This window comes from Treponema putidum (genome assembly GCF_024401155.1).
Taxonomy (GTDB): domain Bacteria; phylum Spirochaetota; class Spirochaetia; order Treponematales; family Treponemataceae; genus Treponema_B; species Treponema_B putidum.
Genome location: NZ_CP038804.1, coordinates 1,343,742 through 1,369,193, shown reverse-complemented (window position 1 = coordinate 1,369,193; position 25,452 = coordinate 1,343,742). Strand labels below are relative to the sequence as shown.

The following is a 25,452-nucleotide window of genomic DNA, read 5'->3' as shown; positions in this document are numbered from 1 at the left end:
AAACCTCCATAAATATAAATATTTAATCAGGATAAAAACAGGCGCATAAATGATCATTGGCCAGTGTTTTTAATTCCGGAATTTCCTCTCTGCATCTTTGAGTAACTTTTGGACATCGTGTATTAAAGCAACATCCTTTTGGCGGATCATATGGATTGGGAATATCCCCTTTTAAAATAATTCTATTTTTTCTAACTTCCATACTTGCAATAGGAACAGCAGATAAAAGAGCTTTAGTATATGGGTGAAAAGCATTTTTAAATAATTCGTCTCGTTCTGCCAATTCAATAACATTTCCAAGATACATAACTGCTATTCTATCACTTATATGATTTACTACACTTAAATCATGAGATATGAAAATATATGTTAATCCCTTTTCTTCTTTAAGTTTTTTCATTAAATTTAAAACCTGAGCTCTGACTGAAACATCTAATGCCGAAACAGGTTCGTCACAAATCACCAGTTCAGGATTCATTATTAAAGAGCGGGCAATTACAATTCTTTGCCTCTGGCCTCCTGAAAATTCATGAGGGAATCGATTTAAATATTGTGCCCGAAGGCCTACTTCTTCTAGAATTTCTATAACTTTATTTCGTCTGTATTTTTTATTCCCATCCTTAAAAACATTTAGGGGGGCTGTAATAATATCACCGACAGTCATTCGCGGATTCAGTGAGCTGTATACATCTTGAAATATAATTTGCATTTTTTTTCTCAACTCAAACATCTGTTTATTATTATATTTTAAAATATCATCGCCCCTATATAATATTTTTCCGCTTGTTGCAGGTAGTAAACGCAGTATTGTTCTACCTAATGTACTTTTGCCGCAACCTGATTCTCCAACCAAACCAAGTACTTCTTTGGGTCTGACTTTTATGTTTACATTGTTTACAGCCTTTACTGATTTAGGTTTCCAATTAAAAAGGCTCCTTGATTCAGAGAAGTGTTTATTTAAATTTACTGTTTCCAGCAGGTATTCAGAGCTCATTTTTATCCTCTTTTAAATTGCTGTACAAAAAACATTTTACCCAACCATCTTCAAGATTATATTCTTTTGGTTCACTGTTTTTACAGATATCCAGTCTATTTTTACATCTCGGGTAAAATCGGCATCCTTTAGGCATATTCCCCGGTGTTGGCACAATCCCTTCAATTGACGGCAAAAAATCAATATGTTTGTCCACAGGAGGTATTGATTTTAGCAATCCCATGGTATAAGGATGTTTTGGGCAGTTAAAAACTTTTTCCACAGTATTATATTCAACTGCATGTCCCGCATACAATACAAGCACCTTATCAGCCATTTCTGCTACAACACCAAGATCATGTGTAATAAAAACAATGGCTGTTCCTCTTTCTTTTCTTAGTGTTCTCATCAAATCAAGTATTTGAGCTTGTATAGTAACATCTAGAGCCGTAGTCGGTTCATCAGCAATCAAAAGTTTTGGCTGACAGGCTAAGGCCATTGCAATCATTACCCTTTGGCGCATACCTCCGGACAATTGATGCGGATATTCATCTAATCTTTTTTCCGGATTTGGAATCCCCACATCTTTTAACATTTTGAGAGCCTCAGTCCTGGCAGCCTTTCTTTTCATTCCCTTATGTATTATATATGGTTCTATTAACTGTGACGCAACAGTTTTTGTTGGATTTAGTGAGGACATAGGATCTTGAAAAATCATGGAAATATTATTTCCTCTGACTTCACACATTTCATCTTCGGTGAGAGCTGTCAGCTCTTGTCCGTCCATGATAATATGCCCTCCTGATATTTCCCCGTTGATTGATAATAATTGTAAAATCGACATTGCGATAGTACTTTTCCCGCATCCGGATTCCCCAACAACACAAAGGATTTCCCCATTTTGAACATCGAATGAAACTCTATCAACAATTGTAGTATATCCTGTTTTTCCTGCAAATCTTACAGTCAATTCCTTTACGGATAAAAGGTTCGGCATTTGTTTCCTTTTGTTGAATTAACAGACTTTTCAAGTCTGTTAATTCATAATATTTATTTTACTTTCCATGTCCAAATTTTCCAGTTGAGATTGGAAAAATCTTCAATGATAACATTATCAAGTTTTGGATTATAACCTACCAGGCTATTTTTTGTAAACAAATATGCAATAGCTGACTCATCTTTAACAGCTTCTTGATATTTATCAAAAATAATCTTTCTTTCGTTAAAATCCAGTTTACCGTTGCCCTCATCAATTAAATCGCTGAGTCTTGTATCCTGAATATGTGAAAAGTTTACTGCACTATCTACAGCAATCATTTCACGGCTTTCTCCAGGATCCATTGATCCTCCGGATCCTATTGTTCCAAAATCATGACTGCCTTTTCTCATGTCAGCCATTAGCTTTGAAAAATCTGCCTGAATGATTTCTACTTTTAAACCAATTGCTTCCAAATCTTGGACAATTAAAGCTGCTAATCGTTGATTGTCCCCTCCTGCTGAGGTATAAAATTTTAATGTTGTATCAAACGGAAAATTCTCTTGAAGTAAAATTTGTTTTGCTTTTTCTTTATCAAACCAAATACTTACCTTTTCGTTGTAATATGGACTAAGAGGTGAAATAGGTGTTACAATCGGCACAGCTTGTCCCTGATAAAGAGAATTAACATATATTCCTCTGTTTAGAGCCATATTTATTGCTTGCCGTACAGGTTTTGTCATATATGGCTTTTGGATGTTGATAATGAGCATAGTATAGTTTGTTGTGGGAACTGACGTGGTGTTGATGTTTTTATCTTCTACGGCTGCACTCCAATCTTGTAATGGAATAGAACCTAATACATTTATATCTACATCTTTACTCATCAAGTTAGCCAGTAAACTTGTAGTATCTACAACTCTTATAACCAAACGTTCAATATCAGGCGTTCCTTGGAAGTAGTTTTCATTTCTGACTAACTCCATTCTTTCTCCGCTGATTTCGCTTTCATATTTAAATGGCCCTGTTCCTATTGCTTTCGCCCATAATTCAGGTGCATTTATTTCTTGCGGGGTTTTCCCTTCAAAAATGTGTTTTGGAATAATAAATACTGTATCTAAGTCATTCATAACACTTCCGAAATACATGGGCTTTTTAAATTCAAATGTAACTTCATAATCACTATTTGCAAATACTGCTATGGATTTATCCGAAATTTGAACACCTGATGAATCAACTCCTTTAATGTATTGCAAATGATATCGGCTCAGTGCATCGACTTCAGGGTTAGAATACATTTGGAAACTGAAAACAACATCTGCGGCAGTAAAGGGTGTTCCATCGTGCCACTTTACATTTTCTTGCAACTTAAAAGTTATTGCAGAACTGTCTGCATTCAATTTCCAACTTTTTGCCAATCGAGGTTCATAATCACCATTTGCCTTTGACATAAACAATCTATCATAGATTTGATCATAAACAAATCTACTGTAATTGCTGTTTGTATTAAGCGGCATCATTGAATCCCATGGCTTTGCAATAGCTACAGAAACAATTTTTTTTGTCTGTACATCTGCAGTTTCAGAGTTTCCGCATGCAGATAAAATAATTGCGATTATGAATAACGCAACATACATAATCCATCTCATTTTCTTGATTTCTTTTTTCATTTTGAAACCTTCCTTTTTATTTTACTTGGATCTTTAAACGCGGATCCAAAGCGTCCCTAATTCCATCTCCAAAGAAATTGATACTTAGTACTGTAAGTACAATGCATAATCCAGGAGGAAGCCATACCCAATAATATCTTGATAAGACAGTAATAGATTGAGCATCATATAGCATATTACCCCAACTTGCTTTTGGCGGCTGAACACCCATCCCAAGAAAACTCAAGGCTGATTCACTTAAAATTGCTCTTGCAACATTAAATGTAACTGTTATTAAAATTGGAGGAAAAGCATTTGGTAAAATATATTTTAAAATAATTGAAAAATTTGAAGTGCCTATTGATCTTGCCGCTTCAATATACTCCTTTTCCTTTATACTAAGCACATTTGCATATATTAATCGGGCAAATACTGTCCACTGCAAAACTCCTAATACAATGGTAACAGACCATATTGACGGACCTATTACAGATACTAATACTAAAATTAAAATTATTGAAGGAAAGGATAAAAATATATCTCCCAATCTCATGATAAATACTTCCCAGATTTTTTTATAGTAGCCTGCAATTAATCCTAAAGGAACTCCTATGCTAAGAGATATTAATGTCGATACAACTCCGACCATAAGTGATGTACGGCCTCCATATATTAATCTTGCAAATAAATCTCTTCCTATGGCATCAGTACCAAGGATATGTGAACTTGTCGGCGCAGAATTAAATGCAGCCGGATCTGATGTGTATGGATCTAATTTTAAAATAAAAGGTAAAATAATTACTAAAAGAGATAGAAGTAAAAAAAATATTAAACCGGCCATTGCTAATTTATTATTTAATAATTTTTCCATAACTTCATTAAAATAAGTGTTCTTTTTTTCTTCAGATATATTTTCTGAAAAATATGTTTTGTCTTCTGTTATATTGTTTTCCATAATGTACGCCTACTTATATGAAATTCTAGGATCAACTAATCCATAAGCCAGATCTGTTATTAAATTCGCAATTAATACGGCAATAGATATATTTACTGTAATACCCATAATTACAGGGTAATCTTTAGCATTAATGGCTTGAACCATTAAAGTTCCTATTCCCGGCCATCCAAACACTTGTTCTGTAACCACTGCACCTCCAACCAATGAAGGAATTGACATACCTACTACAGTTATAATAGGTATAAGTGAATTTTTAAGCGCATGTGTATAATAAACTTGATTTCTTTTTAGGCCTTTTGCTCTTGCTGTAGTGATATAATCTTCTTGCAATACTTCAAGCATACTGCCCCTCATGTAACGCATCCAGCTGCCTATTTGTTGAAATGATAGAACCAAAGTTGGTAAAATCATGTGTTTTAATAGCATAAGAGCAGTTTTCTTTCCGCTTGCATCAAACAAGCCTCCTGATGGAAGAAGTCTTAATTTAATTGCACAAAAATATATTAATATTAGCCCCATAAAAAAATTAGGTGTAGCTACTAGAATAAATGAAAATGCGCTGCTGGCGTGGTCTCTAAAACTATTAGGTTTAGATGCAGAGAATATTCCTAACGGAATTGAAATCAATAAGGAGAGAAGCAGTGAAGATCCAGCCAATAAAGCTGTAATACCCATTCTTTCAAAAATCATTTGTGTTACGGGTCTTTGTGATTGAAACGAAAATCCGAGATCCATATTAAAAAAATTTTTTAACCATATAAAGTATTGAATGAATATAGATTGATCCAGCCCAAGAGAATTTCTTTTTCTTTCAAGCTCCATTACCGTTATTCTTGGATCAGCTAAGTATGCATCAAGCGGACTTCCAGCCATAGAAAGAATTAAATATGTAAAGAAAGTTATGCCCAAAAAAGTGGGGACGGCTATGAGTAATCTTTTAATTACATATTTAAATTTCATATTTTGCCTTCTATAAAAAATATTAAAAAGTGCTAAGTTTATAAAATTTTTATTTTGAAACTTAGTTTTGTTTATACTAACTGTATTTTTATATTTTGTCAATACTACTAATGATTTTTCAAATTCACAAAATTCCCGTTTATTTTATAATGGGGAGCCTTCAAAAACATCAGTTTTTAAATTTAGTTTGCCCTATTCCTGCCTCTTGACTACATAAATATTTTTTTATATATATTTAATCTGCCGTTTTTTAGGAGAGAGTATGCTTAACATAAATAATAACACATCTAATATTAAAAGAGAAATTCTTGTACGCATTGCCAAGCTCCAGCTTGAAGGCAAGCTTGAAGAAGGAGTTCACTATATTCCGAGGGAAATGGTGCCGCGAAACAGTACACCTATAAGATGCTGTATTTTTCATGATAGAGAAATAATGAGGCATAGGGTAATTGCAAGGCTCGGCTGTTCTTTGGAAAATTATGATGAAGAAAAAACCTTGGCCGAATTTGCAAAAGAAGCTTTAGAAAGAGAAAAACCGACATGGCCCATGCTAACCGTTTTGGATGAAGCCTGTAATGCCTGTGTAAGAAGCAAATATATGATTACAAATGCTTGTCAAGCCTGCGTTGCCCGTCCCTGCATGATGAACTGTCCTAAAACCGCGATAACAATTTCGGAAGGAAGAGCCCGCATTGATGAAGTAAAATGCATAAACTGCGGTATCTGTTTAAAAAACTGTCCATATCATGCCGTTATAAAAATTCCCGTTCCTTGTGAAGAATCCTGCCCTGTAGGCGCTATCTCAAAAGATGAAAACGGAAAAGAAAGAATCGATTATCATAAATGTATCTTTTGCGGAAACTGTATGAGAGAATGTCCTTTTGGGGCTATGATGGATAAGGGGCAGATTGTGGATGTCATAAAGCATTTAATGAGCGGAAAGAATGTCTCCGCCCTCTATGCCCCTGCAGTTGCAGCACAGTTTAAGACCGTGCCGGGACAGCTTGAATCTGCTTTGAAAAAGGCGGGTTTTAATAAGGTCTGGGAGGTAGCTATAGGTGCGGACATAACGGCTGACCGTGAAGCTTCCGAGTTTGAAGAGAGAATGGAAAGCGGGCATATTTTAATGACTACCTCCTGCTGTCCTGCCTATGTCAGGGCAGTAAAAAAACATGTTCCGGCACTTGTTCCCTGTATTTCGGATACAAGAAGCCCGATGCACTATACGGCTGAGTTGGCAAAAAAAGAAGACCCTGGCTGTGTTACCGTATTTATAGGCCCATGTCTTGCAAAGAGGAGGGAGGGCTTGGAAGACGAGTTTGTAGACTATGTTTTGTCGATAGAAGAATTGGGAGCCTTGCTGACAGCCAAAGAGATAGATATTTCCAAGGAGGAAGCCTTACCCGGTACAATTACGCCTACCTCTTCGGGAAGGGGCTTTGCAACATCAGGTGGAGTTGCAGAAGCTGTAAGAGTACGCCTTAAAAAACCTGAAAACCTTCGCCCCGTGCTTATAAACGGCCTTAATAAAGAAGGAATGAAGCAGCTTGCCTCCTATGGTAAAATTCAAAGCAGAGAGCTTCCTCATGATTCGTCTACCCCAAACCTTGTAGAAGTTATGTCATGTGAAGGCGGCTGCATAGGCGGACCTTCGGTTATCACAAACCAAAAACTTGCTGCAAGCCAACTAAAAAAATACGCAGACGAAGGACTTTCTTATTCGAGGGAAAAAGATTTAACATAGATTTTCCCCGCAGCTTTTGATTGCAGGTTTTATATTTTTTTGATATAATATGACCATGAGTACGATTAGAAAAATGCCGATAGGCGTTCAACCTGAGATTGCAGCCCTCGCAGAAAAAAAATAGCTTGACTTATGATGAAGTCCTTTCAAAGTTAAAACAAAAATATGACGGCTACCTTTTTGCAAGAAAGGGAAAAGCAATGTACAATCCATTCAGCTTGTTAAATGTTTTTGCTTCATCGGAATTTTCAAGTTATTGGTTTGCAACAGGCAGAGCCGATTGTGTTGTAGAGTTCAAGAACAATGTTTATATCTTCGAGTTTAAACTGACTTCAAACGAAAATGCCGAAGCCTCTTAGACAGAAGATGCTGCAGCAAAAAATGCTGCGGCAAAAAATGCCGTAAAACAAATCAAAGAGAAAGTCTATGCAGACAAGTTATAATGCACGTAGTTTTTTCATTTTGAATGACGGTAATCTCATCATTCTTGTACATGAGGTAAGGTATCAGTTTGTACTTCATTAATCTCTTTTCTCCTTTTTAGATATTTGATAAGTTCAATTATTCCAATACTGCCGCCTAAAATTATATAAGTAAGAGTTAAAATGGTAAAAAAAGGGGTAGTTAAACATCTTCCAAAATATATAAGACCATTATAAAGGGAATGCATAATCATCGGCGTCCAAATGGTTTTTGTTTTTTCATAACCGTAAGCAAGAACCATGCCCAGTATACTTATTATCATAACAGCACTAAGATCATATCCATACACGTTAATATGAATAAGACCGAATATTACACTTGAAATAATATTAGCTATAAAGACACTCGAATATTTATATTTTAAAGCATTATACATGCAGTATCTGAACAACAATTCTTCCGCTACAGGTCCAGATATCATTCCTCCAATAAGAACATAGTTCCATAAATCCGGATTTTTAAAAACATCGTAATAGGATATTTTCCCCATATTTTCTTTAAAAAAACTAAAAGAATATTTTATATCAGGAATAAGCGTATTAAACTGATAATAAATTGCACTTATTGCAAGAACAATCAAAGTATATTTAAAAATTAAAAGAAAATCAGGATTTTTAAATTTAAAATACTCTTTAACGTTAATACGGTTTATTTTAAAACAAAAAATAACCAAATACAAATCTAGAATGTCTGCTATTCCATAAAAATATCTTTTTTTTAAATCCAGTATAGCCATATCAGGATTTAATATTTGTACCAGTTTCCAAAGTATTAAAAATAAGAGAATACCTGAGAGCCACCAAAACTGTAAAAAAGCTTTTTTAATATTCTTATTCATATAAATCTCCAATTAATTTAAAATAAAAAGGTATCTTGAGCAAGAATTCCATGCAAAGGATTTTTTACCGAAAACATATCCATGTCTAAAGGCATAGCTTTATCATTCTCAATATATAGTATATATCTTTTTTACGATTTATCAAGATAAATTTACAAAATACAAAAAATTTGAAAAAATATGTTTTTTTAATTTTGATAAATTTCAGCAAAGTGTAGCAACATTGAAAAAACTTTTTAGAGGAAAATTTTGATATTTGATCACTGCCGCAATTTACTCATTGCAGCTATCATAATATCTATCACCCTTATCCTCTATTTATACACAGCCCTTTCGCCGCCGATCAATTTGGGGCGGCTTTTGAGGGCTGTTAGCCTCGCCGAGCCTATGTACTTGGTTTTAAGCCTTACGGGGACTTGCACAAATTTTACGTGCATTCCGATTTCGGTGTCTCCTATGTCCATACCGGCATGGGCGATTACGTGTTCTATCATAACTGGAGACTTAAAAAGATTGTAGGCGGTGAGGGAAGCGGCTCCTCCTGCGTGGAGGGCGGGAACTACTGAAACTTCTTCAAAGCCGTATTTTTCTTTAGCTTCCTTTTCGATAACGAGAGCCCGGTTGATGTGTTCGCATCCTTGAACGGCCAAAAAGATTCCTTTCGGCTGAAGGACAGAAAGCAGGGCGGAAACTATTGTTCTTCCGGCTTCTTCATTTGAAGCCTTACCGATTACTCCTCCCGAGACCTCGCTGGTGCTGCAGCCTAGAACAAGTATTTCACCGGGTTTTAAAGAGGCCGCTTCAAGGAGTTCATTTAAGGCTGCTATAGTTTCTTCCTTTATTTTTTCCAAATCAATTCCGCTCATATTTCCTCTTTTAGAGCCTCTAAAAATTTCAGCTTTTAGAGGCTTTTCTTAAAGTTTTAATCCTGCCTTTCCGCAGGTTCTTCCTATTTCGTAAATTGAAGAGCCTTCCATTCCTTTTTCAAAGGCTGAACGGTTTTCTTGCTTTACTTCTACAAGGAGACAGCCTGTGGTTTCCCCAAAGAGGCTTGCAATTTTTGAAGCCCCCAGCCCTGTGTGGAAGTCATTTTTTAATTCGGCTCCTATGCCGCTTAAACACATTTCGTAAAGAGCGGCAGCTAAGCCTCCCTCGCTTAAGTCGTGGCATGAAAGAACTAAGCCCTTCATTATGTTGGAGTGAAGTTTTTTATAAAGTTCAGCCGCTTCTTTTTTAAACGGAGGAACAGCTCCGCTTTCTCCTGAAGGAATGCCGAAAAGTTCTGCAAAAACCGAGCCGCCGAAAGAAAATTGAGGTTTACCTACGAGGTAAATAGCCGAACCTTCTTTTTTAAAGTCCGAGCCCGGAACCTTTCCGATGTCGGGAACTATTCCCATCGCCGATATTAAAAGTGACGGCGGAATGGAAACTCTTTTTCCCTCCGAGCTTAGGTATTCGTTATTAAAGGAATCCTTCCCCGAAATAAAGGGAGTTTTAAAGACAAGGGCTGTGTCATAGCAAGAGCGTGCCATCTCTATCAGAGCCCACATGGTTTCGGGACGGTTGGGATCTCCTAAGCAAAAGTTATCGAGGATGGCTGTTTTTTCGGGGTCTGCTCCGGCTGCAACGGCATTTCGGACAGCTTCGTCTATCGCACTTGCTGCGGCTGCGTAAGGATCCAAAAGCCCCTGCCTCGGATTTAAGGCATTTGAGATAGCAACGGCTTTTTTTCCTTCCGTTTCCATAGGCTTTATAACGGCTGCGTCCTGAGGCACATTTCCTTCAGGGCCGTCGTATGGGCGTAGAATTGTTCCGCCTTGAACCTCATGGTCGTAAAGCCTTACTATGTCTTCTTTTGAATTTACGGCATGATGATTTATCACAGCCTTTAGAGCCTCATTTAGATCGGGTTCCGTATATTTAGGATATTTTATAAAAGGTTTTCCATCTTTTGGAGGAGCCGCTTTTAGTTTTCTCTGCGGCGGGCCCGAATGTAAAAAGCCGCATGAAAGGTTTATTATTTCCTTTTCGCCGAAGCGTACCCTTAAAACGGCATCTCCGGTAAAACGGCCGAGGTTTGTTAATTCCACATCGTTGGCATTGCAAAGTTTTTGTAAGGCTTCAAGTTTGTCATTGGGAACGGCGATAACCATTCTTTCTTGTGCCTCCGAAAGCCAGAGCTCCCATGGGGCAAGGCCCTGATATTTTACGGGGATTTTTGCGAGGTCTACATCGCAGCCGAGTGCCGAAGCCATTTCGCCTACGGCAGAAGAATAACCTCCCGCTCCGCAGTCGGTAATTGCCGAATAAAGGCCTTGATCGCGGGCATCGATTAGAACTTCCGCTACCTTTTTTTGAATTATGGGCTCTCCTATTTGAACCGATGAGCCTGCAACATCTCCTGTGCTTGCATCCATTACCATCGAAGAAAAGGTTGCTCCCCTAAGACCGTCCCGCCCCGTTTTTCCGCCTAAGGAAATAATGTGATCTCCGGCCGAGGGTTTTGTGCGGTGCTTGCCTCTTGGGGCGATACCTGCACATCCGCAGTAAACTAAGGGATTTGACGCATAGGCTTCGTGGTAGTGAACGCCTCCGTTTACGGTCGGAATGCCCATCTTGTTTCCGTAGTCCTTAACTCCTTCTATAACGCCTGAGATTATGCGTTTAGGATGAAAGGTTCCCTTGGGAACATTTTCTGCCGGAGTGTCGGGATGGCCGAAACAAAGGACATCGGTTACGGCAAAGGGACGGGCTGAAACGCCCATAACGTCTCTGATAACACCTCCGACTCCGGTATTGGCTCCTCCGAAGGGCTCAATGGCGGAAGGATGGTTATGAGTTTCCGCCTTAAAGGAAACTTCGTATTTTTCGTCAAATTCGATAATTCCGGCATTGTCCACAAAGGCAGATAGAACCCAAGGAGCATTGATGTCATCGGTGGCCTTTTTGATATAGGTTTTAATTATGCTGTTTACACAAAGACCGGGATAGGCCTTTTTTTGCTCCTCAGTGAGAGAAGAGCCGTCAATGTCTATTTTTGCCTTAAAAGTTTTATGAACGCAGTGCTCGCTCCAAGTTTGGGCTATCATTTCAAATTCCGCATCGGTACAAGGCCGTTTTTCCGTCTTGTAGAATTCCCTGATAGCCCTCATCTCGTAAATATCCAAGGCAGCCCGCCTTTCATTTGAGAGGGCTAAAAGTTCCTCATCGTTCATGGAGGCTATGTCTATGAGTTCAACGCTAGTATTAGGTTCATTTTTTCCGTCATGTTCATGAGCCCATGCAGGTTCTACAAAGCCTATTTTATACTGTTCTATAACGTCATTGCATAAAAGGCTTTTTGCAATCTTTTCTATTTCGGCTTGGCTCAGTTCGCCCTGAATATCGTAGGCTTTTCCGCTGGTAATTTCTTCAACGCCGAGAATACCGAGTTCTTTGACTGCCCTCAAGGCCTCGCGTGAAGATGAGTCCGTAACTCCCGGCTTTAAGGCTGTTTCAATATGGAAAATATTTTTTTTATCTTCTATTGTAAAGCCTTCGGTTTGGCTGTACTCATAAAGCTCATCGCAAAACAAGAAATCGGCCAGTACCTTTTTTTCTTCATTTGAAAGATTTCCGCGTACAAAATAAAGGGCTTCGGTATTTATTTCTTTAACGGTTTTAAAGCCGAGAATATGGGCCTGCTTTAAAAGCTCCTCATTTTTGGGTATTTGGAAGTGTAAGCCTTTCTTACTTTTAACACAAAATCGGTAAATATTCATAGACAACCTCTTAAGCTCCGATGGATTTTAGATAAGTATACTTGAACCGAGGGAAAAATTCAAGGGTAGGGATAAAGTGTTGGTTTTGAGCGGGTTTGCTTATTTATGAAGATAAAAACAGGTACGAAGGTTGCTTCAAAAACTACCTGCCTGTTGCTCATTTTTCTCGCCAACTTCGTACCAAAGCAAATTTTGTTTAGAAAGTTTTGTTCATTTTCAAAAATTTCAAGTACTATTCTATTTGTACCTCTGTCAATATTAGTCTATCTGCTCCTAACAAATACCATAATCCAAAAACACCTCCTCCAACGGCAAGAGGTATAGCTGCAACTGTTGCTATACCTAGAGCAATTCCTCCACCAACAGCTGACCCAACCCATGCTAGTGTTCCTGTCAAAGCTCCAGCTCTCATTTTATACACAGGCATAGTAAAAAATTTATGCAGCTAAATCATAAATTTCCTATCATTAAATAAGATATTTTCCCTTATTTAATTAACCACAAAGAAACTAGGATAATATATTCTTGTAAGACTTAGTAAAGGGAATATGCATATTTAGAATATCCATCAGTAACAAGCCATGATCCGTTTTCTGTAAATTTAATGTATTTTATGTCAAATGATTGATCATACCTTAAATATTTGTCTAAAGAATCTGGAATATTACCTTTTGATTGAAAACCATCATTTCCTACGATGATTAATCCTTGATTATTCATTGAAGCAGCATGTATAAAACCATATTTTTTTGATACTTCTTTCATAATATCTAGAATATAATCATCAGATGCAGAAAAATGATTATCTGTAATTACCATCCATTCACCATAATCATTGAAAGTAACACAGTTTATCCTATCTCCTTTTTTTAGATATTCGCTAATTTCATCATGCATACTTTGTGGACATCCTTCTCCATAAAGTTTGTCACCAACACAATACCATGAACCTTTTTCGGTTAAGCAAATATCATCTATAACCCTTCCAGCATTAAGTTCATTCTGCAAATACTCTGCCAATGATCGTGGAATACCTGACCATGCTGCATACTTTCTTCCTGACAATACAACATATCCATAAGTATCAGTTATTGCTCCACTTTTACATGATGATTCTTTTGAAAGATATTCATGGATATAATCAGAATCAGAACTCTGTGAGAAAATTGAAAAACTTACAAATAAAGAAATAATAAAAAATAGAACTGTTTTTTTCATATTATTTGTCCTCCAAATACTGTTTAACATAACACTTTAAATGAGCTCCTTCATTTACATATTTAGAAGATGAACTCAAAACTGAATTTACAGCTTTAAGCACTTTTTCAACAAGAATCTCCTTATTTTTCAATACAGAAGAATCATACTCAATTGCAGCGTCAATCAACGCTTCAGCAGCAATCAACCCTTTACTCATAAAATCCTCCTATGATTTTATTTTTTTCCGAAGAGATATCAAATTGGTTCCGCACAAGTTTTTCTTCAAGAGAATAACTCGCCAACCTAACATATCTTCGATTATAAAAATTTGTGTAATTAAAAAATTTGTAAAAGAATATAGTATTACCATATATTTTAAATTCTTCTTGCCTTATTTGCAGTTTAATTATTTTGCAAAAAGAATTCTTTATATAAGAATAAAAATAAGATAAAAATCTACTGATTAGAGATATTAGAACTAATAGAGAAAATGGGGGGGGGGTAAACTTAGGCTAACATTTTTCTCTGTATTTTTCAGCTCCAAATTTGAGCTTTGAGAAAAATTAAATTGCAAGCCGTTTAAAATTAAGTTTACCATAAGGCTATACTAATATATAAACGATGATTTGTCAAGTCTTGAATTTGACAGTCTTGAATTTGAGAATTTTTGGGTGAGAAAATAATCTTGACGGAATGTGTAATAATTGTGTATACTTCTAATATGAACGAATGCAGGCGATAAAAGCATTAGAAAAAGCAGGGTATTTTTTAAAACGGCATGGAGCAAATCACGATATATATTATAACACCGAGTTAAGATGTTCTATTCCGCTTAAAAGACATAGTTTTGATAAAAATGACTTGCGGTACATTCAAAAAGAGATTGAATATGGAGCTAAAAAATGAAATATGTTTATACTGCTATTTTTACGGAAGAAAAGGATAAGGTGTATGCACGGGTACCTGACCTTAAAGGCTGCATAACAACCGGTAAAAACTTACAGGATGCAATAAAGCAAATGGAGGATGCAATGTCAGCTTGGCTTTGTGTTGCAGAAGATGAAGGCTTTGATATTCCTAATGCGACACCTCAACAGAAAATTATACATACTCAAAATGATACACTTTCTATTATCAAAGCTGATACAAAAAAATATCAAGCTATGACATATTCTAGGGCTGTGCGAAAAAATGTATCGCTTCCCGCATGGCTTGCAGAAGCTGCCGAAACTGCCAATCTTAATTTTTCGCAAGAATTGCAAAATGCTCTTAAAGCAAAATTGAAGATTAGGGTGTAGTAGAAGAACGGCTAACATAAGCCTTAACCCTCCACCTTCATCCCCCTTAAAAGCTCCTTTACTTCTTTCGTAATTCGGTAGCTTTCGATGGCTTTTTGAATAGCCTTGTTGTGAGTGAAAGTATCAAGCTTTTTGTTTTCGATGTAGGGGAGGGTCGTTTTGTATTGCTTGATGAGGGCAAAGCTAAAATACCAAGCTATCATCATATTTACATAGTACTCATCGGATCTGATTTTTGAAACAAGCTCCAACATTTCAGGTTTAAAATATTCATCAAGATAATTCGATAATAAAAGACCTATAGCGTACCTAACGGTATAGGTGTGCTTTGATTTTATCCATATCAAAATTTTTTTGTAAATTTCTTCATGGTGCTTTTTAAATATCTTAGGAGAGAAGCTGTCGCAGGTTGCCCAGTTGTCGATATATGGTAAAAATTTTTCCGTTTCTTTTACCGCCTCATCAAAATCTTTTATGTTTTCAATAAAAAAGCCGTGCAGGTTGTTTTCTTCAAAATATTTGTGAGGCACTTCCTTCATAAAGGCCGAAACCTGTTCCGGTTCGGCTCTAAAAAAATCTTTTGCAAATTTACGCAAGACTGGAGTTCTGATTCCTATCATCGTATTTTCGTCAATATTGGGAATCAGCTTTTTATTAAAGTCCTTGTACTTTTTATCTTCAAAAGAAAAAAGTTTAGTTTGAATTAGTGTTTTTTTCATTACGGGCATTATACCGCTTTTTTAAATTTTTGTCGAGGCTAAGAGCGAGATAAGAGCGAGATAAGAACGGTTGGAAAAATTAAATTTAAGGTAAGACTCTAAAACATAGGTTTTTAGAGGTTCCATTTAAAATATGTTAAAACTATTGAAAGGGGTTTGACAATTTTTCTCTTTTGTCGTATTCTATCCTTATGTTTGTTTCAGTTGTTATAGACCCGGGAGGGAAGGAATCGGCTTCTCATCTCGCAGAAGTCCTAACGGCCAACGGCTTTGAAAGGGTTCAGCATGCCTGTTGGGAATCGGTAACAATCAATGATGAAGGCCTTGTTACCTTAAAGCAGGATATAGACCGCGTTACCGACTATTATGATATAGTCCGCCTTTACCAATACCCTATTCAAGAGGTGCTTGCCGTAACTACGCTTTATAAAAAAAAATGGAGGAGGGTGCTTGTCCGCCCGCCTGCAAAGTAATTGGAGAATTTAAACTTTATGGAAGATTATAGATCGAATTTGGAAGACTTAAAAAACGATATTTATGATATTTGGGGGCGTCTTTGACTCTGATGCGGTAAAGGCGAAAATTACAGAAAAGGAGGCTCTAACACTGGCTCCTGATTTTTGGAATGACAGTAAAAGGGCCGAAAAAATTATGGGAGAAATAAAGGCTCTCAAAAATAGAATTTATCCTTGGCAGGAGCTTATGGATGAGATTTCGGATTTGGAAGTTTTAATGGAGCTTTCTGAAGAATCTGAAAATGACGAGCTATCTAATGAAGTTGAAGAAACTTACAACTCTATTTATGAAAAATATAAAAAATTAAGCATATTGAGCTTACTTTCCGGAGAAGTCGATAAAAACGATGCTTATCTTACAGTCCACGCAGGGGCAGGCGGGACGGAGGCCTGCGATTGGGCCAGTATGCTTGTGCGCATGTATCTACGCTGGTGTGAATCGAGAGGTTTTAAAACAGAAACAATAGACCTTATTGAAGCCGAAGGCGGAATTAAATCTGCGACTTTTCAAATTTCAGGAGATTTTGCATTTGGTCTTTTAAAAAGTGAAACGGGGATTCATAGGCTGGTACGTATCAGCCCATTTGATTCCAACGGGAGGAGACATACATCTTTTACCTCAGTTTTTGTTTTTCCTGTTCTTGATGATACAATAGAGGTGGACATACGCCCTGAAGACTTGCGTATTGATACCTACCGTGCAGGAGGAGCCGGAGGCCAGCATGTAAACAAAACCGATTCGGCTGTGCGTATTACCCATATTCCTACCGGAATAGTTGTAGCCTGTCAAACACAGAGGAGCCAAATCAGCAACAAGGCCACCGCTATGAATGTTCTAAAATCAAGACTTTATAATTATTATGAAGAACAAAAAGAAAAAGAAAATATGAAATTTGCAGCCGAAAAAAAAGGCATATCATGGGGGAACCAGATAAGGTCTTATGTTTTTCAGCCTTATACAATGGTAAAGGACCACCGCACAAAATGTGAAACGGGAAATATTCAAGCAGTAATGGACGGCGGTATAGACGAATTTATAAACAGTTTTTTAAACACAAAAATCGAAGATATGAGCATTGATGAGGACGAAGCTCTATGATCTGCATTGTATGCAAGTCGGAATTTTTAGCATCTCAAATAAGAATGATATGCTGTTCTCATGTAAAAGAGGCTGTTAAGATATTACCTCAGGCATCTCTTATAAATACGTTAATAAATGAAAATGTCAGGCTTGTTTTTTTTGATGCAGGCCTTTTTACGGATACGGCTATTTTTAGACAAAGGAGCCCCGAGACCCAATTTGTTGCAGTTGCTTCCATCGGGGATGAAAATCTGGTTGAAAAATCCCTTATATGCGGAGCTGCGGATTTTTTACTGCGTCCCTTTACCGAAAAAGGAGTTATAAACTGCTTATGATTTTTTTTTCTAGGGTTAAAACTTCTTTTATATTATTTATACTTTTTTTTATGTCTTTTGATTTGTGTGCCCAAAAGAGTGAAAATCCCAATTCCGATTGGACTATTGCCGTTTCGGAATTTAAAACGGAAGACCTTCCGTCTTCTTATCAAAGTTATAAAACAATAGTGCCTGAAATGTTTTTAATTTATATGGACACAGGAGCAAAAAGAATAGTTCCATTTGAAGAAAAAAAAATGAGAGCTCTGATGGAAGTTTCAAATAAAAAACTTAGACTTATAAAAGAAAGAGCAAAACTTATCAAAGACAGGGATGACCTTTTTTTATCGGTTGAAGACAAAAAAACTAAAGACGAAAAAGAAAAAAAACTTAAAGAAGAAATTTTAAAAAAAGAAAAAGATATTTATGCTGCCGACATAGACATAAAAATAGAAGATACCCGTTTTTTTACTTCCGGTGATCCTAAAGCTATAAGTTTGTGGAAGCATGGAGAAACTTTATATAAAATACCGGAAAATTCTAATTTAGGTGAAAATTTAAAAAAAGAAAACATATCGGCCATTATTTACGGATCGGTAAAAGATATTTCAGGCTACATGGTAATAACCGCTTATTTGGATACAGGTCTTCCCGGAATGAAGGTTTACGAATTCTCAGGAGCAGGGAGATATGATGATGTTGAAACTGTTGTTGAAACTATTGCCCGCCAAATATACACAATTATACAAAATACAAAAGAAGTTAAAATATTTTTTGATGTAAGTCCTAAAAATGCAAAAGTTTATATTGACAGTAAATTGATAAATGATTTTTTAAAGCCCGTAATTTTGCGTGAAGGTGTTTATCAAGTAAGCGCTTCTGCGGAAAATTATGTTGAAGAAACAAAAAAAATAGAATTAAAAGATAAAGACTCATATACCTTGAAAATAAATTTAAAACAAGCTGAAACTTTAAAAATCGGTTTTAATCTAAAAAGTGCCGCGCCCGATTTATTTTTTAAATCCCGATATTCTATTAGGATACCTGGTATTATAGATTTGCCCAAAACAAAGTCTATTTTAGAGTTTGAAGAAAAAGGAGTTCATACCTTCGGTTTTTTTGAACCCTCTCCGGATATTCTTTTATCGAATAATGTTAGAAATATGATTATAAAATTAAACAAAAAAAACATAAAAGATTCCATTGAAACTCAAAGAAAAATATTGTATTGGTCTTTAGGCGCTTTTTACATAAGCCTGCCCATAACTATGATTTTAAAAGCAAGTTTAGATGACCAAATATATGCTTTTCAAAACCGTAAACTTCCCTATGCACAGTCCGAGGTTGACCGTATAAACAGATTTGGAATGACTCAAAATGTTTTTCAAGGTATTACTATTGTTTTGGGTGTAAATTATTTTATTCAATTGATAATTTATCTTGTAAAAACGGATAAGGCATTGCCAAGAAAAATAAAACCAGATTATGCCGAGCCTGTTTATTCTGAAGTTAAAACGGATAATGATGTTACCATTAATGCCGAGGAGAATAAAAATGAAAAATAAAAGTTTTGCCGACGGATTAAAAAAATTGTTCGGTTTATATAAGGGGCCTGATGAGACCTTTTTTGAAGAATTAACGGATACTTTAATCGAAGGTGATATTGGGCCAAAAACCGCTCTTGAAATTGAAAAGGCCTTACGGGAAATTTGTAAAAGAGAAAAACTTGTTTCTGAAGAAGATGTTTTAAATTCTCTTTACAAAATTTTATTACCCTATGTAAAGGTCTGTTCCTTAAATCCTGAAGCAGGCAAGGTTTCCATTTACCTTGTTTTAGGTGTAAACGGAGTTGGAAAGACAACATCTATAGGAAAGATGGCTCATTATTATAAAGAAAAATCCGGCATTCCTATTATTTTGGCTGCGGGAGATACCTTTAGGGCTGCTGCAATCGAACAGCTGAAATTTCACGGTGAAAAAAATGATGTGAGAGTTGTCGCTCATCAGCACGGGGGGGATCCGGGTGCAGTTATCTTTGATGCAGGAGATGCTATGGCTGCCTCAGGCGGAGGCCTTGTTCTTGCAGATACGGCAGGGCGGCTTCATAATAAGGAAAATCTGGTTAGGGAGCTTCAAAAAATAGACCGGATTGCAAAAACAAAGGCTTCTGAAGGCTGCTATAAAAAGATACTGGTATTGGATGCAACTACCGGTCAAAACGGTTTAAGGCAAGCCGAAGTTTTTCACGAAGCGATAGGAGTTGATGCCGTTTTTTTAACAAAGTATGACTCTACAGCAAAGGGCGGTGTTGCCGTTACTGTAGGAAAAGAGCTTAATCTTCCTATGGTTTTTGTAGGAACGGGTGAAAAATATGAAAATATATCGCCGTTTTCCGCCGAAAGCTATGTAAAGGAATTTATCGGAAAAATATAAATGAATTTTAAAAAAACGTTTTTTCCTTTTTTACTTGTTTTTTCTCTTTTTATTTTTGCAGACGGAACGGAAAATGCCGATGATGTTAAAAATAAAATTCCCGTAGAAAATGCTGAAGAAGATAAAACTAAATCCGAAGAAAAAAAAATTGCTGAAGAAGATGAAGCTAAAAAAACTGAAGAAGAACCCGATAACGGATTTTACTCTATTCAAAGCTCAGGGCTTACAACCGGTTTCGGAGACCGATGGTTTTTTGAAGAACTTGATGACCACGGCAGACCTCTTCTTTCCGTTCTATATGAAAAAGATAAGCTCATAGAAAAAAAAACATATACCTACAAAGAAAGTTATCTTGATTCTTGCGATATTTTTTTATCGGATAAACTTATCAAAATAAAATATAATAAAAAAAGAATGGAAACGGAAAAAAACATTTATGATGCAGAAGGTAAAAACGAACTTGAAAAAAATATTTATACTTATAATGAAAATAATTTATTGATCGAATCTTTTTTAAAAAAAGAAGGAACCGAATATATTTCAAAATATGAATACGGAAATGAAAATAAAATAAAATCTAAAACCGACTTTATAAACGGAAATAAAATTTCTTATACGGAATATATGACGGATAAAAAAATAGTTCATTTATTCGAGTACGGAAAAGAAATCGGTGTTGTGGAGGAAGAAACTTAAAATGAAAAAAAATAGTTATGGATGGATTTTTTTTGTTTTACATCGTTTTAATTCTGCAGATACAAAGGGGCGCTCTTCCATCTCCACTCTTTTTTCTATTTTGGGGATTGCCTTCGGCGTAATGGTCTTGACTGTTGTTCTATCCATAATGAACGGTCTCCAGATGGGATACATAGATACAATTTTACAAGTTAGTTCGGGGCATATAAGGTTGTACGGCGAAATAGATGACCTAAAAAAAGCCGAAAATTTAAAACTCCATAAGGCCTTTTTTGTGTTTCAAGAATCGCAAACTCTTATGCAGGGAAATTACGGTAAACAGCACGGTGTTTTAATCCGTTCAGTGGAAGAAGATATAATGCAAAAAGATAAAGAGCTTGCCGATGCGTTAAAAATGTCTTCAGGTTCCTTTAACATTTCAAAAGAAAATGCGGTAGTTTTAGGTTATGAATTAGCCCGCCAAATCGGGATAAAAGTAGGGGACAATGTAAATATCATAGCCGTTTCAGGCTCATCCGAAACAAGTCTTTTTCCTGAAAATCAAGACTTAATTGTTACAGGTATTTTTAAAACGGGATATTATGAGGTCGACTCTTCTTTTGCCTTTATGTCTTTAGAAAACGGAGAAAAGTTATTCGGAAAAGAATCGAAGCTCTATGCCTCAGTCAAGCTGCAAAATCAAAACAATGATGCTTCCTATATATCTTCCCTAAATGCTGCATCCCTTAATTTAAAATCGGAATCATGGCGCACTTATAATCATGCTTTTTTCGGTGCTCTTAGAATAGAAAAAAATATGATGATGCTTTTGGTTATTTTAATTTTTTTGGTTGTGTCGGTTAATATTTACAACGGAATGAGGCGTTCCATTTATGAAAGGAGAGAAGAAATTTCCGTTCTTGCTTCTCTTGGTGCTTACTCCAAACATATACAGGCCCTTTTTATTGCAAACGGTTTTACAATAGGTTTGATAGGTGCAAGTGCCGGTCTTTTATTGGGACTTTTGCTCTCGGTTCAAATAAATTCTATTTTTAATTTAATAGAAAATGCAGTAAATTCGATTTTGAATTTTGTGTCCGTATTGTTTCAAAATTCGTCCGATGCGGATTTTGCCGTTTTTAGTCCTGTCTATTTTTACATGGAGACCGTTCCGGTTAGAATATTTTTTAATGAAATTTTATTGATTTTTTTGTTCGGCATTTTTTCCTCATCCGCAGCGGCTATGATAGCTGCGAGACGGATATTAAAATTAAAGCCGGCGGAGGTATTACGCTATGAGTAGGGATATAGTTTTAATTTCAGGTTTAACCAAAATATTTTCTTCGGCAAGCGAAAAACTTGTAATATTCGATAAACTGAATTTTTCTATTGAAGAAGGGAAAAAGATTTCGATTACAGGTGAATCCGGTTCGGGTAAAAGTACCTTTTTAAATATACTGGGCGGTCTTGAATCGGCAGACAGCGGTGAGATTATTGCAGGTGCTTATAAAGTTCATTCCCTTGATGAAAAATCTCTTACCGAATATCGAAGCTCGTTTTTAGGTCTGGTTTTTCAATTTCATTATTTATTAAAGGATTTTACGGCTCTTGAAAACGTGATGCTTCCCGCCCTTATTGCAGGCAGACCGAAAAAAGAAATAAAAGAAAAGGCTCTCTCCCTTTTAGAGGATGTAAAATTGGCCGAACGCAAAAATCATTTTCCGTCTCAGCTGTCGGGAGGCGAAAGGCAGAGGGTTGCAGTTGCCCGTTCTTTGATAAATAGTCCGTCACTTATTCTTGCCGATGAGCCTACGGGAAACTTAGATCCTTCCAATGCCGAGACTGTTCAAAATCTTTTATTTTCAGTAGTAGATAAACACAAAAAAACTTTGGTTCTTGTTACCCACGATCAAAATATCGCATCAATGACGGACATTTCTTATAAACTTTACAAGGGAAATTTGGAAGAAGTATGAAAAATTTCGTCTTTATAAAAATGGCATTTAGATTTTTAGGTATAGGTTCAGGAAAAACGGTTTCCAATGCACGTAAAAGTTTATTCGGTGCCGTTTTAGGTATAGGCATAAGTATAATTCCCCTCATTGTCGTTTTAGTTGTCTCTGACGGTATGATTCAAGGAATAACTTCCCGAACAATCGAGCTTGGAACAGGACATCTGCAAGCTATAGATATGAGGCCTATCGCAAGTTATAAAAATGCCGAAACCGAAAAAAATGTGCGCTCATTGATTCTTGATTTTAATAAAGATGACTTTGTTGAAAATGCTTGGATTGAAAGGCAGGGAAACGGTTTGGTTATCGGTAAAAACGGAAGAAGCGGAGGTACTATCCGTGCAGTAGAGCCTGAGTTTTTTACTCAAAATAGTAGAGCTTGTAATCTGATAAAGGTCATATCCGGTTCTTTGGAATTTGAAAATAATAAGTCTGCCGTTTTGGGTTCAAAAATAGCTGAAAAACTCGGCTTAAAAGTAGGAGATACATGCAGGATTATAACTTTAAACAAAAATGAAAAAGGTAAAACAATTCCCCGTGTAAGTTTATTTAAAATTTCAGGCCTTATATCTTCAGGTTATCAAGAGCTGGATGCCTTATGGGTTTTTATCCCCTTAGAGGAAGGTTTGAAGATTATGCCGATGGCTTCTTCTTTAACCTCAATACTAATTTCGACTAAGGACCCATTTGATGAAGATAAGATGCAGGCTCTTCAATTTAAATTAAGCTCAATATTACCGGAAAATTTTTCGATATATGCTTGGTCCGATTTAAACCGTTCTTCTTTTGTTTCTTTTAAGACCACAAAAAATATATTGATGTTTATAATGTTTTTGATTGTTTTAGTCGCTTCTGCCAATATTTCATCTGCTATTGTTATGCTTGTTATGGAAAGACGGCGGGAAATAGCCATACTCAAAGCTGCCGGAGCTCATCCTTCGTCTATAAGCCTTGCTTTTTTACTTGCCGGCCTTTTAACAAGTTTGGGCGGTATCATTTTGGGGATGCCCTTAGGGATTTTGACGGCCTTACATATAAACGAAATATTTGACTATGTAGAAAAAATTTTAAACTATCTTCAAAATTTTTTTTATAGCTTCTTTAACGGAACAGGAAAGCCGCTTGAAATTCATCTTTTAGACCCTGCATATTATTTGGAATATATTCCTGTAAAATTAAACCTTTTTGATCTTTACATAATAGCCGTTTCTATGTTAATATTATCTGTAGTAGTTTGTTTGGTTCCTGCAGTAAGAGCAGGAAAAGAAAAGCCTATAGAAATTATGAGAAAGTTATGAGGATGTTATGATTTGCGATATATGTAAGTTAAATGAGGCTAAAGTTTCTGTGGAACAAGTTACAGACGTTGTTACTAAACATATTTATCTTTGTCTGAGCTGCTCGCGGCGTCTTGGGTTCGGTATGTTTTCTGAAAATATTGATATTTCTATAACCAAACTCTTGGAAAATAGCGATACAAGCATGTCCGAAGACAAAAAATATGCTCAATGCCCTGTTTGCGGTCAGTCTTTAAGCGATATAAAATCTAAGCAAAAAATAGGATGTGCCGAATGTTTTTCATTTTTTAGAGCCGAAATTTTGGAAATATTGGGACAAAAAAAGAAAAATCTAAGATATTTGGGACTTTTACAAGGTTCTTCAGATAATTCTTTTAAAGAAAAAAATTGCTGTGAAGAACTTCGCCAAAAGCTCAAGGAAGCCGTCGAAATTGAAGATTATGAAACGGCAGCCGCTTTGCGGGATGAGCTTAAAGCTTTGGAGAAGAAAAATGATCTCAAAGTATGACGGCTGGTATGCAGAAGGCGGTCCCGATACCGACGTTGCCCTATATAGCCGTTGCAATCTGGCACGCAATATATCGGGTTTTTTATTTCCTAATAAAATAGATACTGCAGATTCTTCTGATGTGATTTCGCTTGTTTTTTCTTTTTTTGATTCTTTAAAAGATGCCGCTTATTTTAAAAAATTAAAACTTAAATCCATAGGCCCTCTTTCCGTAAAATTGCTTGAAGAAAAAGGAGTCCTTTTTACGGATATGCCTGCAAAATCGGAAAAAGCTGTAATAATGCATGAAAACGGTTCTCTCTATGTAGGTTTAAATCTTGAAGATCATATAAATATATCTTCTTTTACCTCTGGATTGGATACTGAAGACGTATATGCAAGGTCTTCCTCCATAGAATTGGAAATGCGGAAAAAAATTATATTTTCAGAAGATAAAGAAATAGGTTTTTTATCTTCCGATATTACGGGAATAGGTACCGGCTTAAAATTTTCGGTTTTATGTTCTCTGCCCGGAATATTATATTCAAATTCCATAGCTTATGTTTTGGAACTAACGAAGAAAAATAATCTTAATGTTGCAGGCTATTTTTCTCCCAGCTCAAAAAATTCTATAGGAGCCCTTTTTTTGATTTCAACTGCCGTATCGACGGGAGATAATGAGGATACCCAAATTATGGACTTTATTTCGAGCTTAAATGAAATAATAAAAATGGAAAGAGATTTAAGACAAACTTTTTTAAATGAAAATACTTTAAAACTTGAAGATATGCTTAGGAGGTCTCTTGCCTTATCTCAAGCTGCAAAACTTATGGACTTTAAGGAAGCGGCGGATATAGTTTTTAAAATTAAATTGGGCTTAAATTTAGGCTTAATTACGGGTATTACTAATGAAGAATGTAATTCTATGGTTTTTAAAGCTCAGATGGGGCATCTTGCCTTTTTGATGCTTAACAGTAATATGCTGCTATCCGATAAGGCCTTAAATGATTACTCGATTGAAGAATATCGGGCTCATATCATTCAAGAACTATGTTCAAAAGTCCGAATTATAATGTGA

At 36.1% G+C, this 25,452-nt stretch carries 25 protein-coding genes and 1 pseudogene; 15 read left to right on the top strand and 11 right to left on the bottom strand.

Annotation, left to right across the window (positions count from 1 at the left end; all coding sequences use genetic code 11):
* Positions 1–22: 22 nt before the first annotated feature.
* From E4N74_RS06430 to E4N74_RS06410, 5 genes are read right to left on the bottom strand one after another with little or no spacing between them, the layout of a single operon-like run.
* Positions 23–994 carry an ABC transporter ATP-binding protein gene (locus E4N74_RS06430; RefSeq protein ID WP_255819318.1) on the bottom strand — a complete coding sequence of 324 codons (972 nt, stop codon included), beginning with the start codon at positions 992–994 and terminating at the stop codon, positions 23–25.
* Entirely contained in the window at positions 984–1,970 is a 987-nt protein-coding gene (locus E4N74_RS06425) for an ABC transporter ATP-binding protein (RefSeq protein WP_255819317.1), read from the bottom strand. Before E4N74_RS06425 ends, E4N74_RS06430 begins: the two co-directional genes overlap by 11 nt.
* Before the next feature lie 53 nt (positions 1,971–2,023).
* The gene (locus tag E4N74_RS06420) at positions 2,024–3,619 is read right to left on the bottom strand and encodes an ABC transporter substrate-binding protein (RefSeq protein WP_255819316.1); all 1,596 of its coding nucleotides are present in this window, start codon (positions 3,617–3,619) and stop codon (positions 2,024–2,026) included.
* 16 nt (positions 3,620–3,635) lie between these two features.
* A complete protein-coding gene (opp4C, locus tag E4N74_RS06415) occupies positions 3,636–4,553 on the bottom strand; it encodes an oligopeptide ABC transporter permease (protein WP_145475274.1) in 918 nt (305 codons plus the stop codon).
* A 9-nt stretch (positions 4,554–4,562) separates the two neighbouring features.
* Positions 4,563–5,516 (bottom strand): ABC transporter permease, encoded by a 954-nt coding sequence (locus tag E4N74_RS06410; RefSeq protein ID WP_145475275.1) that lies wholly within the window; start codon positions 5,514–5,516, stop codon positions 4,563–4,565.
* Between the two features lie 262 nt (positions 5,517–5,778).
* Here E4N74_RS06410 and E4N74_RS06405 point away from each other — a divergent pair, with 262 nt between their 5' ends.
* Positions 5,779–7,260 (top strand): 4Fe-4S dicluster domain-containing protein, encoded by a 1,482-nt coding sequence (locus E4N74_RS06405; RefSeq protein ID WP_255819314.1) that lies wholly within the window; start codon positions 5,779–5,781, stop codon positions 7,258–7,260.
* 88 nt (positions 7,261–7,348) lie between these two features.
* A pseudogene (locus tag E4N74_RS06400) lies at positions 7,349–7,571 on the top strand (AAA family ATPase); the annotation flags it as partial.
* Between the two features lie 170 nt (positions 7,572–7,741).
* On the opposite strand, the gene E4N74_RS06395 reads toward E4N74_RS06400, so the two are convergent.
* From E4N74_RS06395 to E4N74_RS06375, 5 genes are all read right to left on the bottom strand, one after another.
* Positions 7,742–8,581 (bottom strand): CPBP family intramembrane glutamic endopeptidase, encoded by an 840-nt coding sequence (locus tag E4N74_RS06395; RefSeq protein WP_255819313.1) that lies wholly within the window; start codon positions 8,579–8,581, stop codon positions 7,742–7,744.
* Positions 8,582–8,895: 314 nt separating this feature from the next.
* On the bottom strand, positions 8,896–9,447 hold the full coding sequence (locus E4N74_RS06390) for a TIGR01440 family protein (protein WP_255819311.1): 552 nt from the start codon (positions 9,445–9,447) through the stop codon (positions 8,896–8,898).
* 48 nt (positions 9,448–9,495) lie between these two features.
* On the bottom strand, positions 9,496–12,342 hold the full coding sequence (gene purL / locus E4N74_RS06385; RefSeq protein WP_255819309.1) for a phosphoribosylformylglycinamidine synthase subunit PurL: 2,847 nt from the start codon (positions 12,340–12,342) through the stop codon (positions 9,496–9,498).
* A 534-nt stretch (positions 12,343–12,876) separates the two neighbouring features.
* Entirely contained in the window at positions 12,877–13,560 is a 684-nt protein-coding gene (locus E4N74_RS06380) for a hypothetical protein (RefSeq protein WP_044979552.1), read from the bottom strand.
* A gap of 1 nt (position 13,561) precedes the next feature.
* On the bottom strand, positions 13,562–13,759 hold the full coding sequence (locus E4N74_RS06375) for a hypothetical protein (protein WP_044979551.1): 198 nt from the start codon (positions 13,757–13,759) through the stop codon (positions 13,562–13,564).
* A 512-nt stretch (positions 13,760–14,271) separates the two neighbouring features.
* Between E4N74_RS06375 and E4N74_RS06370 the strand changes: the two genes are divergently transcribed.
* Together E4N74_RS06370 and E4N74_RS06365 are read left to right on the top strand one after the other, a co-directional pair.
* Entirely contained in the window at positions 14,272–14,448 is a 177-nt protein-coding gene (locus tag E4N74_RS06370; protein ID WP_144242290.1) for a type II toxin-antitoxin system HicA family toxin, read from the top strand.
* Positions 14,445–14,840 (top strand): type II toxin-antitoxin system HicB family antitoxin, encoded by a 396-nt coding sequence (locus tag E4N74_RS06365; RefSeq protein WP_255819306.1) that lies wholly within the window; start codon positions 14,445–14,447, stop codon positions 14,838–14,840. Before E4N74_RS06370 ends, E4N74_RS06365 begins: the two co-directional genes overlap by 4 nt.
* Before the next feature lie 23 nt (positions 14,841–14,863).
* On the opposite strand, the gene E4N74_RS06360 is transcribed toward E4N74_RS06365, so the two are convergent.
* Positions 14,864–15,559 (bottom strand): DNA alkylation repair protein, encoded by a 696-nt coding sequence (locus E4N74_RS06360; protein WP_044979865.1) that lies wholly within the window; start codon positions 15,557–15,559, stop codon positions 14,864–14,866.
* 191 nt (positions 15,560–15,750) lie between these two features.
* On the opposite strand from E4N74_RS06360, the gene E4N74_RS06355 reads away from it, so the two are divergent.
* The 11 genes from E4N74_RS06355 (at position 15,751) to E4N74_RS06305 (ending at position 25,452) form a co-directional block, all read left to right on the top strand.
* Positions 15,751–16,032 carry a CRISPR-associated protein Cas2 gene (locus E4N74_RS06355; RefSeq protein WP_044979549.1) on the top strand — a complete coding sequence of 94 codons (282 nt, stop codon included), beginning with the start codon at positions 15,751–15,753 and terminating at the stop codon, positions 16,030–16,032.
* Between the two features lie 18 nt (positions 16,033–16,050).
* A protein-coding gene (gene prfB / locus E4N74_RS06350; protein ID WP_255819303.1) for a peptide chain release factor 2 occupies positions 16,051–17,173 on the top strand; the annotation gives its coding sequence in 2 pieces (ribosomal slippage) (positions 16,051–16,116 and positions 16,118–17,173; 1,122 coding nt in all).
* A complete protein-coding gene (locus tag E4N74_RS06345) occupies positions 17,170–17,490 on the top strand; it encodes a response regulator (protein ID WP_044979548.1) in 321 nt (106 codons plus the stop codon). The genes prfB and E4N74_RS06345 overlap by 4 nt, the downstream gene beginning before the upstream one ends.
* The gene (locus E4N74_RS06340) at positions 17,487–19,034 is read left to right on the top strand and encodes a PEGA domain-containing protein (RefSeq protein ID WP_255819302.1); all 1,548 of its coding nucleotides are present in this window, start codon (positions 17,487–17,489) and stop codon (positions 19,032–19,034) included. The genes E4N74_RS06345 and E4N74_RS06340 overlap by 4 nt, the downstream gene beginning before the upstream one ends.
* A complete protein-coding gene (gene ftsY / locus E4N74_RS06335) occupies positions 19,024–19,902 on the top strand; it encodes a signal recognition particle-docking protein FtsY (protein WP_044979546.1) in 879 nt (292 codons plus the stop codon). Before E4N74_RS06340 ends, ftsY begins: the two co-directional genes overlap by 11 nt.
* A complete protein-coding gene (locus tag E4N74_RS06330) occupies positions 19,903–20,598 on the top strand; it encodes a hypothetical protein (protein WP_255819301.1) in 696 nt (231 codons plus the stop codon).
* 1 nt (position 20,599) lies between these two features.
* Positions 20,600–21,880 carry an ABC transporter permease gene (locus E4N74_RS06325; protein ID WP_255804696.1) on the top strand — a complete coding sequence of 427 codons (1,281 nt, stop codon included), beginning with the start codon at positions 20,600–20,602 and terminating at the stop codon, positions 21,878–21,880.
* Positions 21,873–22,553 (top strand): ABC transporter ATP-binding protein, encoded by a 681-nt coding sequence (locus E4N74_RS06320; RefSeq protein ID WP_255804695.1) that lies wholly within the window; start codon positions 21,873–21,875, stop codon positions 22,551–22,553. Before E4N74_RS06325 ends, E4N74_RS06320 begins: the two co-directional genes overlap by 8 nt.
* On the top strand, positions 22,550–23,887 hold the full coding sequence (locus tag E4N74_RS06315; RefSeq protein ID WP_255819300.1) for an ABC transporter permease: 1,338 nt from the start codon (positions 22,550–22,552) through the stop codon (positions 23,885–23,887). Before E4N74_RS06320 ends, E4N74_RS06315 begins: the two co-directional genes overlap by 4 nt.
* A gap of 7 nt (positions 23,888–23,894) precedes the next feature.
* Positions 23,895–24,395, top strand: a complete 501-nt coding sequence (locus E4N74_RS06310) for a UvrB/UvrC motif-containing protein (RefSeq protein ID WP_255819299.1) — start codon at positions 23,895–23,897, stop codon at positions 24,393–24,395.
* The gene (locus E4N74_RS06305) at positions 24,379–25,452 is read left to right on the top strand and encodes an ATP--guanido phosphotransferase (protein WP_255804693.1); all 1,074 of its coding nucleotides are present in this window, start codon (positions 24,379–24,381) and stop codon (positions 25,450–25,452) included. The genes E4N74_RS06310 and E4N74_RS06305 overlap by 17 nt, the downstream gene beginning before the upstream one ends.

Bases quoted from the DNA above. Each gene is read 5' to 3' on its own strand.
- E4N74_RS06370 (WP_144242290.1), top strand. From the start codon at position 14,272: ATGCAGGCGATAAAAGCATTAGAAAAAGCAGGGTATTTTTTAAAACGG.
- E4N74_RS06395 (WP_255819313.1), bottom strand. From the start codon at position 8,581: ATGAATAAGAATATTAAAAAAGCTTTTTTACAGTTTTGGTGGCTCTCA.
- opp4C (WP_145475274.1), bottom strand. From the start codon at position 4,553: ATGGAAAACAATATAACAGAAGACAAAACATATTTTTCAGAAAATATA.
- purL (WP_255819309.1), bottom strand. From the start codon at position 12,342: ATGAATATTTACCGATTTTGTGTTAAAAGTAAGAAAGGCTTACACTTC.
- E4N74_RS06305 (WP_255804693.1), top strand. From the start codon at position 24,379: ATGATCTCAAAGTATGACGGCTGGTATGCAGAAGGCGGTCCCGATACC.
- E4N74_RS06405 (WP_255819314.1), top strand. From the start codon at position 5,779: ATGCTTAACATAAATAATAACACATCTAATATTAAAAGAGAAATTCTT.
- E4N74_RS06340 (WP_255819302.1), top strand. From the start codon at position 17,487: ATGATTTTTTTTTCTAGGGTTAAAACTTCTTTTATATTATTTATACTT.
- E4N74_RS06365 (WP_255819306.1), top strand. From the start codon at position 14,445: ATGAAATATGTTTATACTGCTATTTTTACGGAAGAAAAGGATAAGGTG.
- E4N74_RS06360 (WP_044979865.1), bottom strand. From the start codon at position 15,559: ATGAAAAAAACACTAATTCAAACTAAACTTTTTTCTTTTGAAGATAAA.
- E4N74_RS06380 (WP_044979552.1), bottom strand. From the start codon at position 13,560: ATGAAAAAAACAGTTCTATTTTTTATTATTTCTTTATTTGTAAGTTTT.
- E4N74_RS06320 (WP_255804695.1), top strand. From the start codon at position 21,873: ATGAGTAGGGATATAGTTTTAATTTCAGGTTTAACCAAAATATTTTCT.
- E4N74_RS06390 (WP_255819311.1), bottom strand. From the start codon at position 9,447: ATGAGCGGAATTGATTTGGAAAAAATAAAGGAAGAAACTATAGCAGCC.
- E4N74_RS06315 (WP_255819300.1), top strand. From the start codon at position 22,550: ATGAAAAATTTCGTCTTTATAAAAATGGCATTTAGATTTTTAGGTATA.
- E4N74_RS06425 (WP_255819317.1), bottom strand. From the start codon at position 1,970: ATGCCGAACCTTTTATCCGTAAAGGAATTGACTGTAAGATTTGCAGGA.
- E4N74_RS06345 (WP_044979548.1), top strand. From the start codon at position 17,170: ATGATCTGCATTGTATGCAAGTCGGAATTTTTAGCATCTCAAATAAGA.
- ftsY (WP_044979546.1), top strand. From the start codon at position 19,024: ATGAAAAATAAAAGTTTTGCCGACGGATTAAAAAAATTGTTCGGTTTA.
- E4N74_RS06375 (WP_044979551.1), bottom strand. From the start codon at position 13,759: ATGAGTAAAGGGTTGATTGCTGCTGAAGCGTTGATTGACGCTGCAATT.
- E4N74_RS06420 (WP_255819316.1), bottom strand. From the start codon at position 3,619: ATGAAAAAAGAAATCAAGAAAATGAGATGGATTATGTATGTTGCGTTA.
- E4N74_RS06430 (WP_255819318.1), bottom strand. From the start codon at position 994: ATGAGCTCTGAATACCTGCTGGAAACAGTAAATTTAAATAAACACTTC.
- E4N74_RS06325 (WP_255804696.1), top strand. From the start codon at position 20,600: ATGAAAAAAAATAGTTATGGATGGATTTTTTTTGTTTTACATCGTTTT.
- E4N74_RS06330 (WP_255819301.1), top strand. From the start codon at position 19,903: ATGAATTTTAAAAAAACGTTTTTTCCTTTTTTACTTGTTTTTTCTCTT.
- E4N74_RS06310 (WP_255819299.1), top strand. From the start codon at position 23,895: ATGATTTGCGATATATGTAAGTTAAATGAGGCTAAAGTTTCTGTGGAA.
- E4N74_RS06355 (WP_044979549.1), top strand. From the start codon at position 15,751: ATGTTTGTTTCAGTTGTTATAGACCCGGGAGGGAAGGAATCGGCTTCT.
- E4N74_RS06410 (WP_145475275.1), bottom strand. From the start codon at position 5,516: ATGAAATTTAAATATGTAATTAAAAGATTACTCATAGCCGTCCCCACT.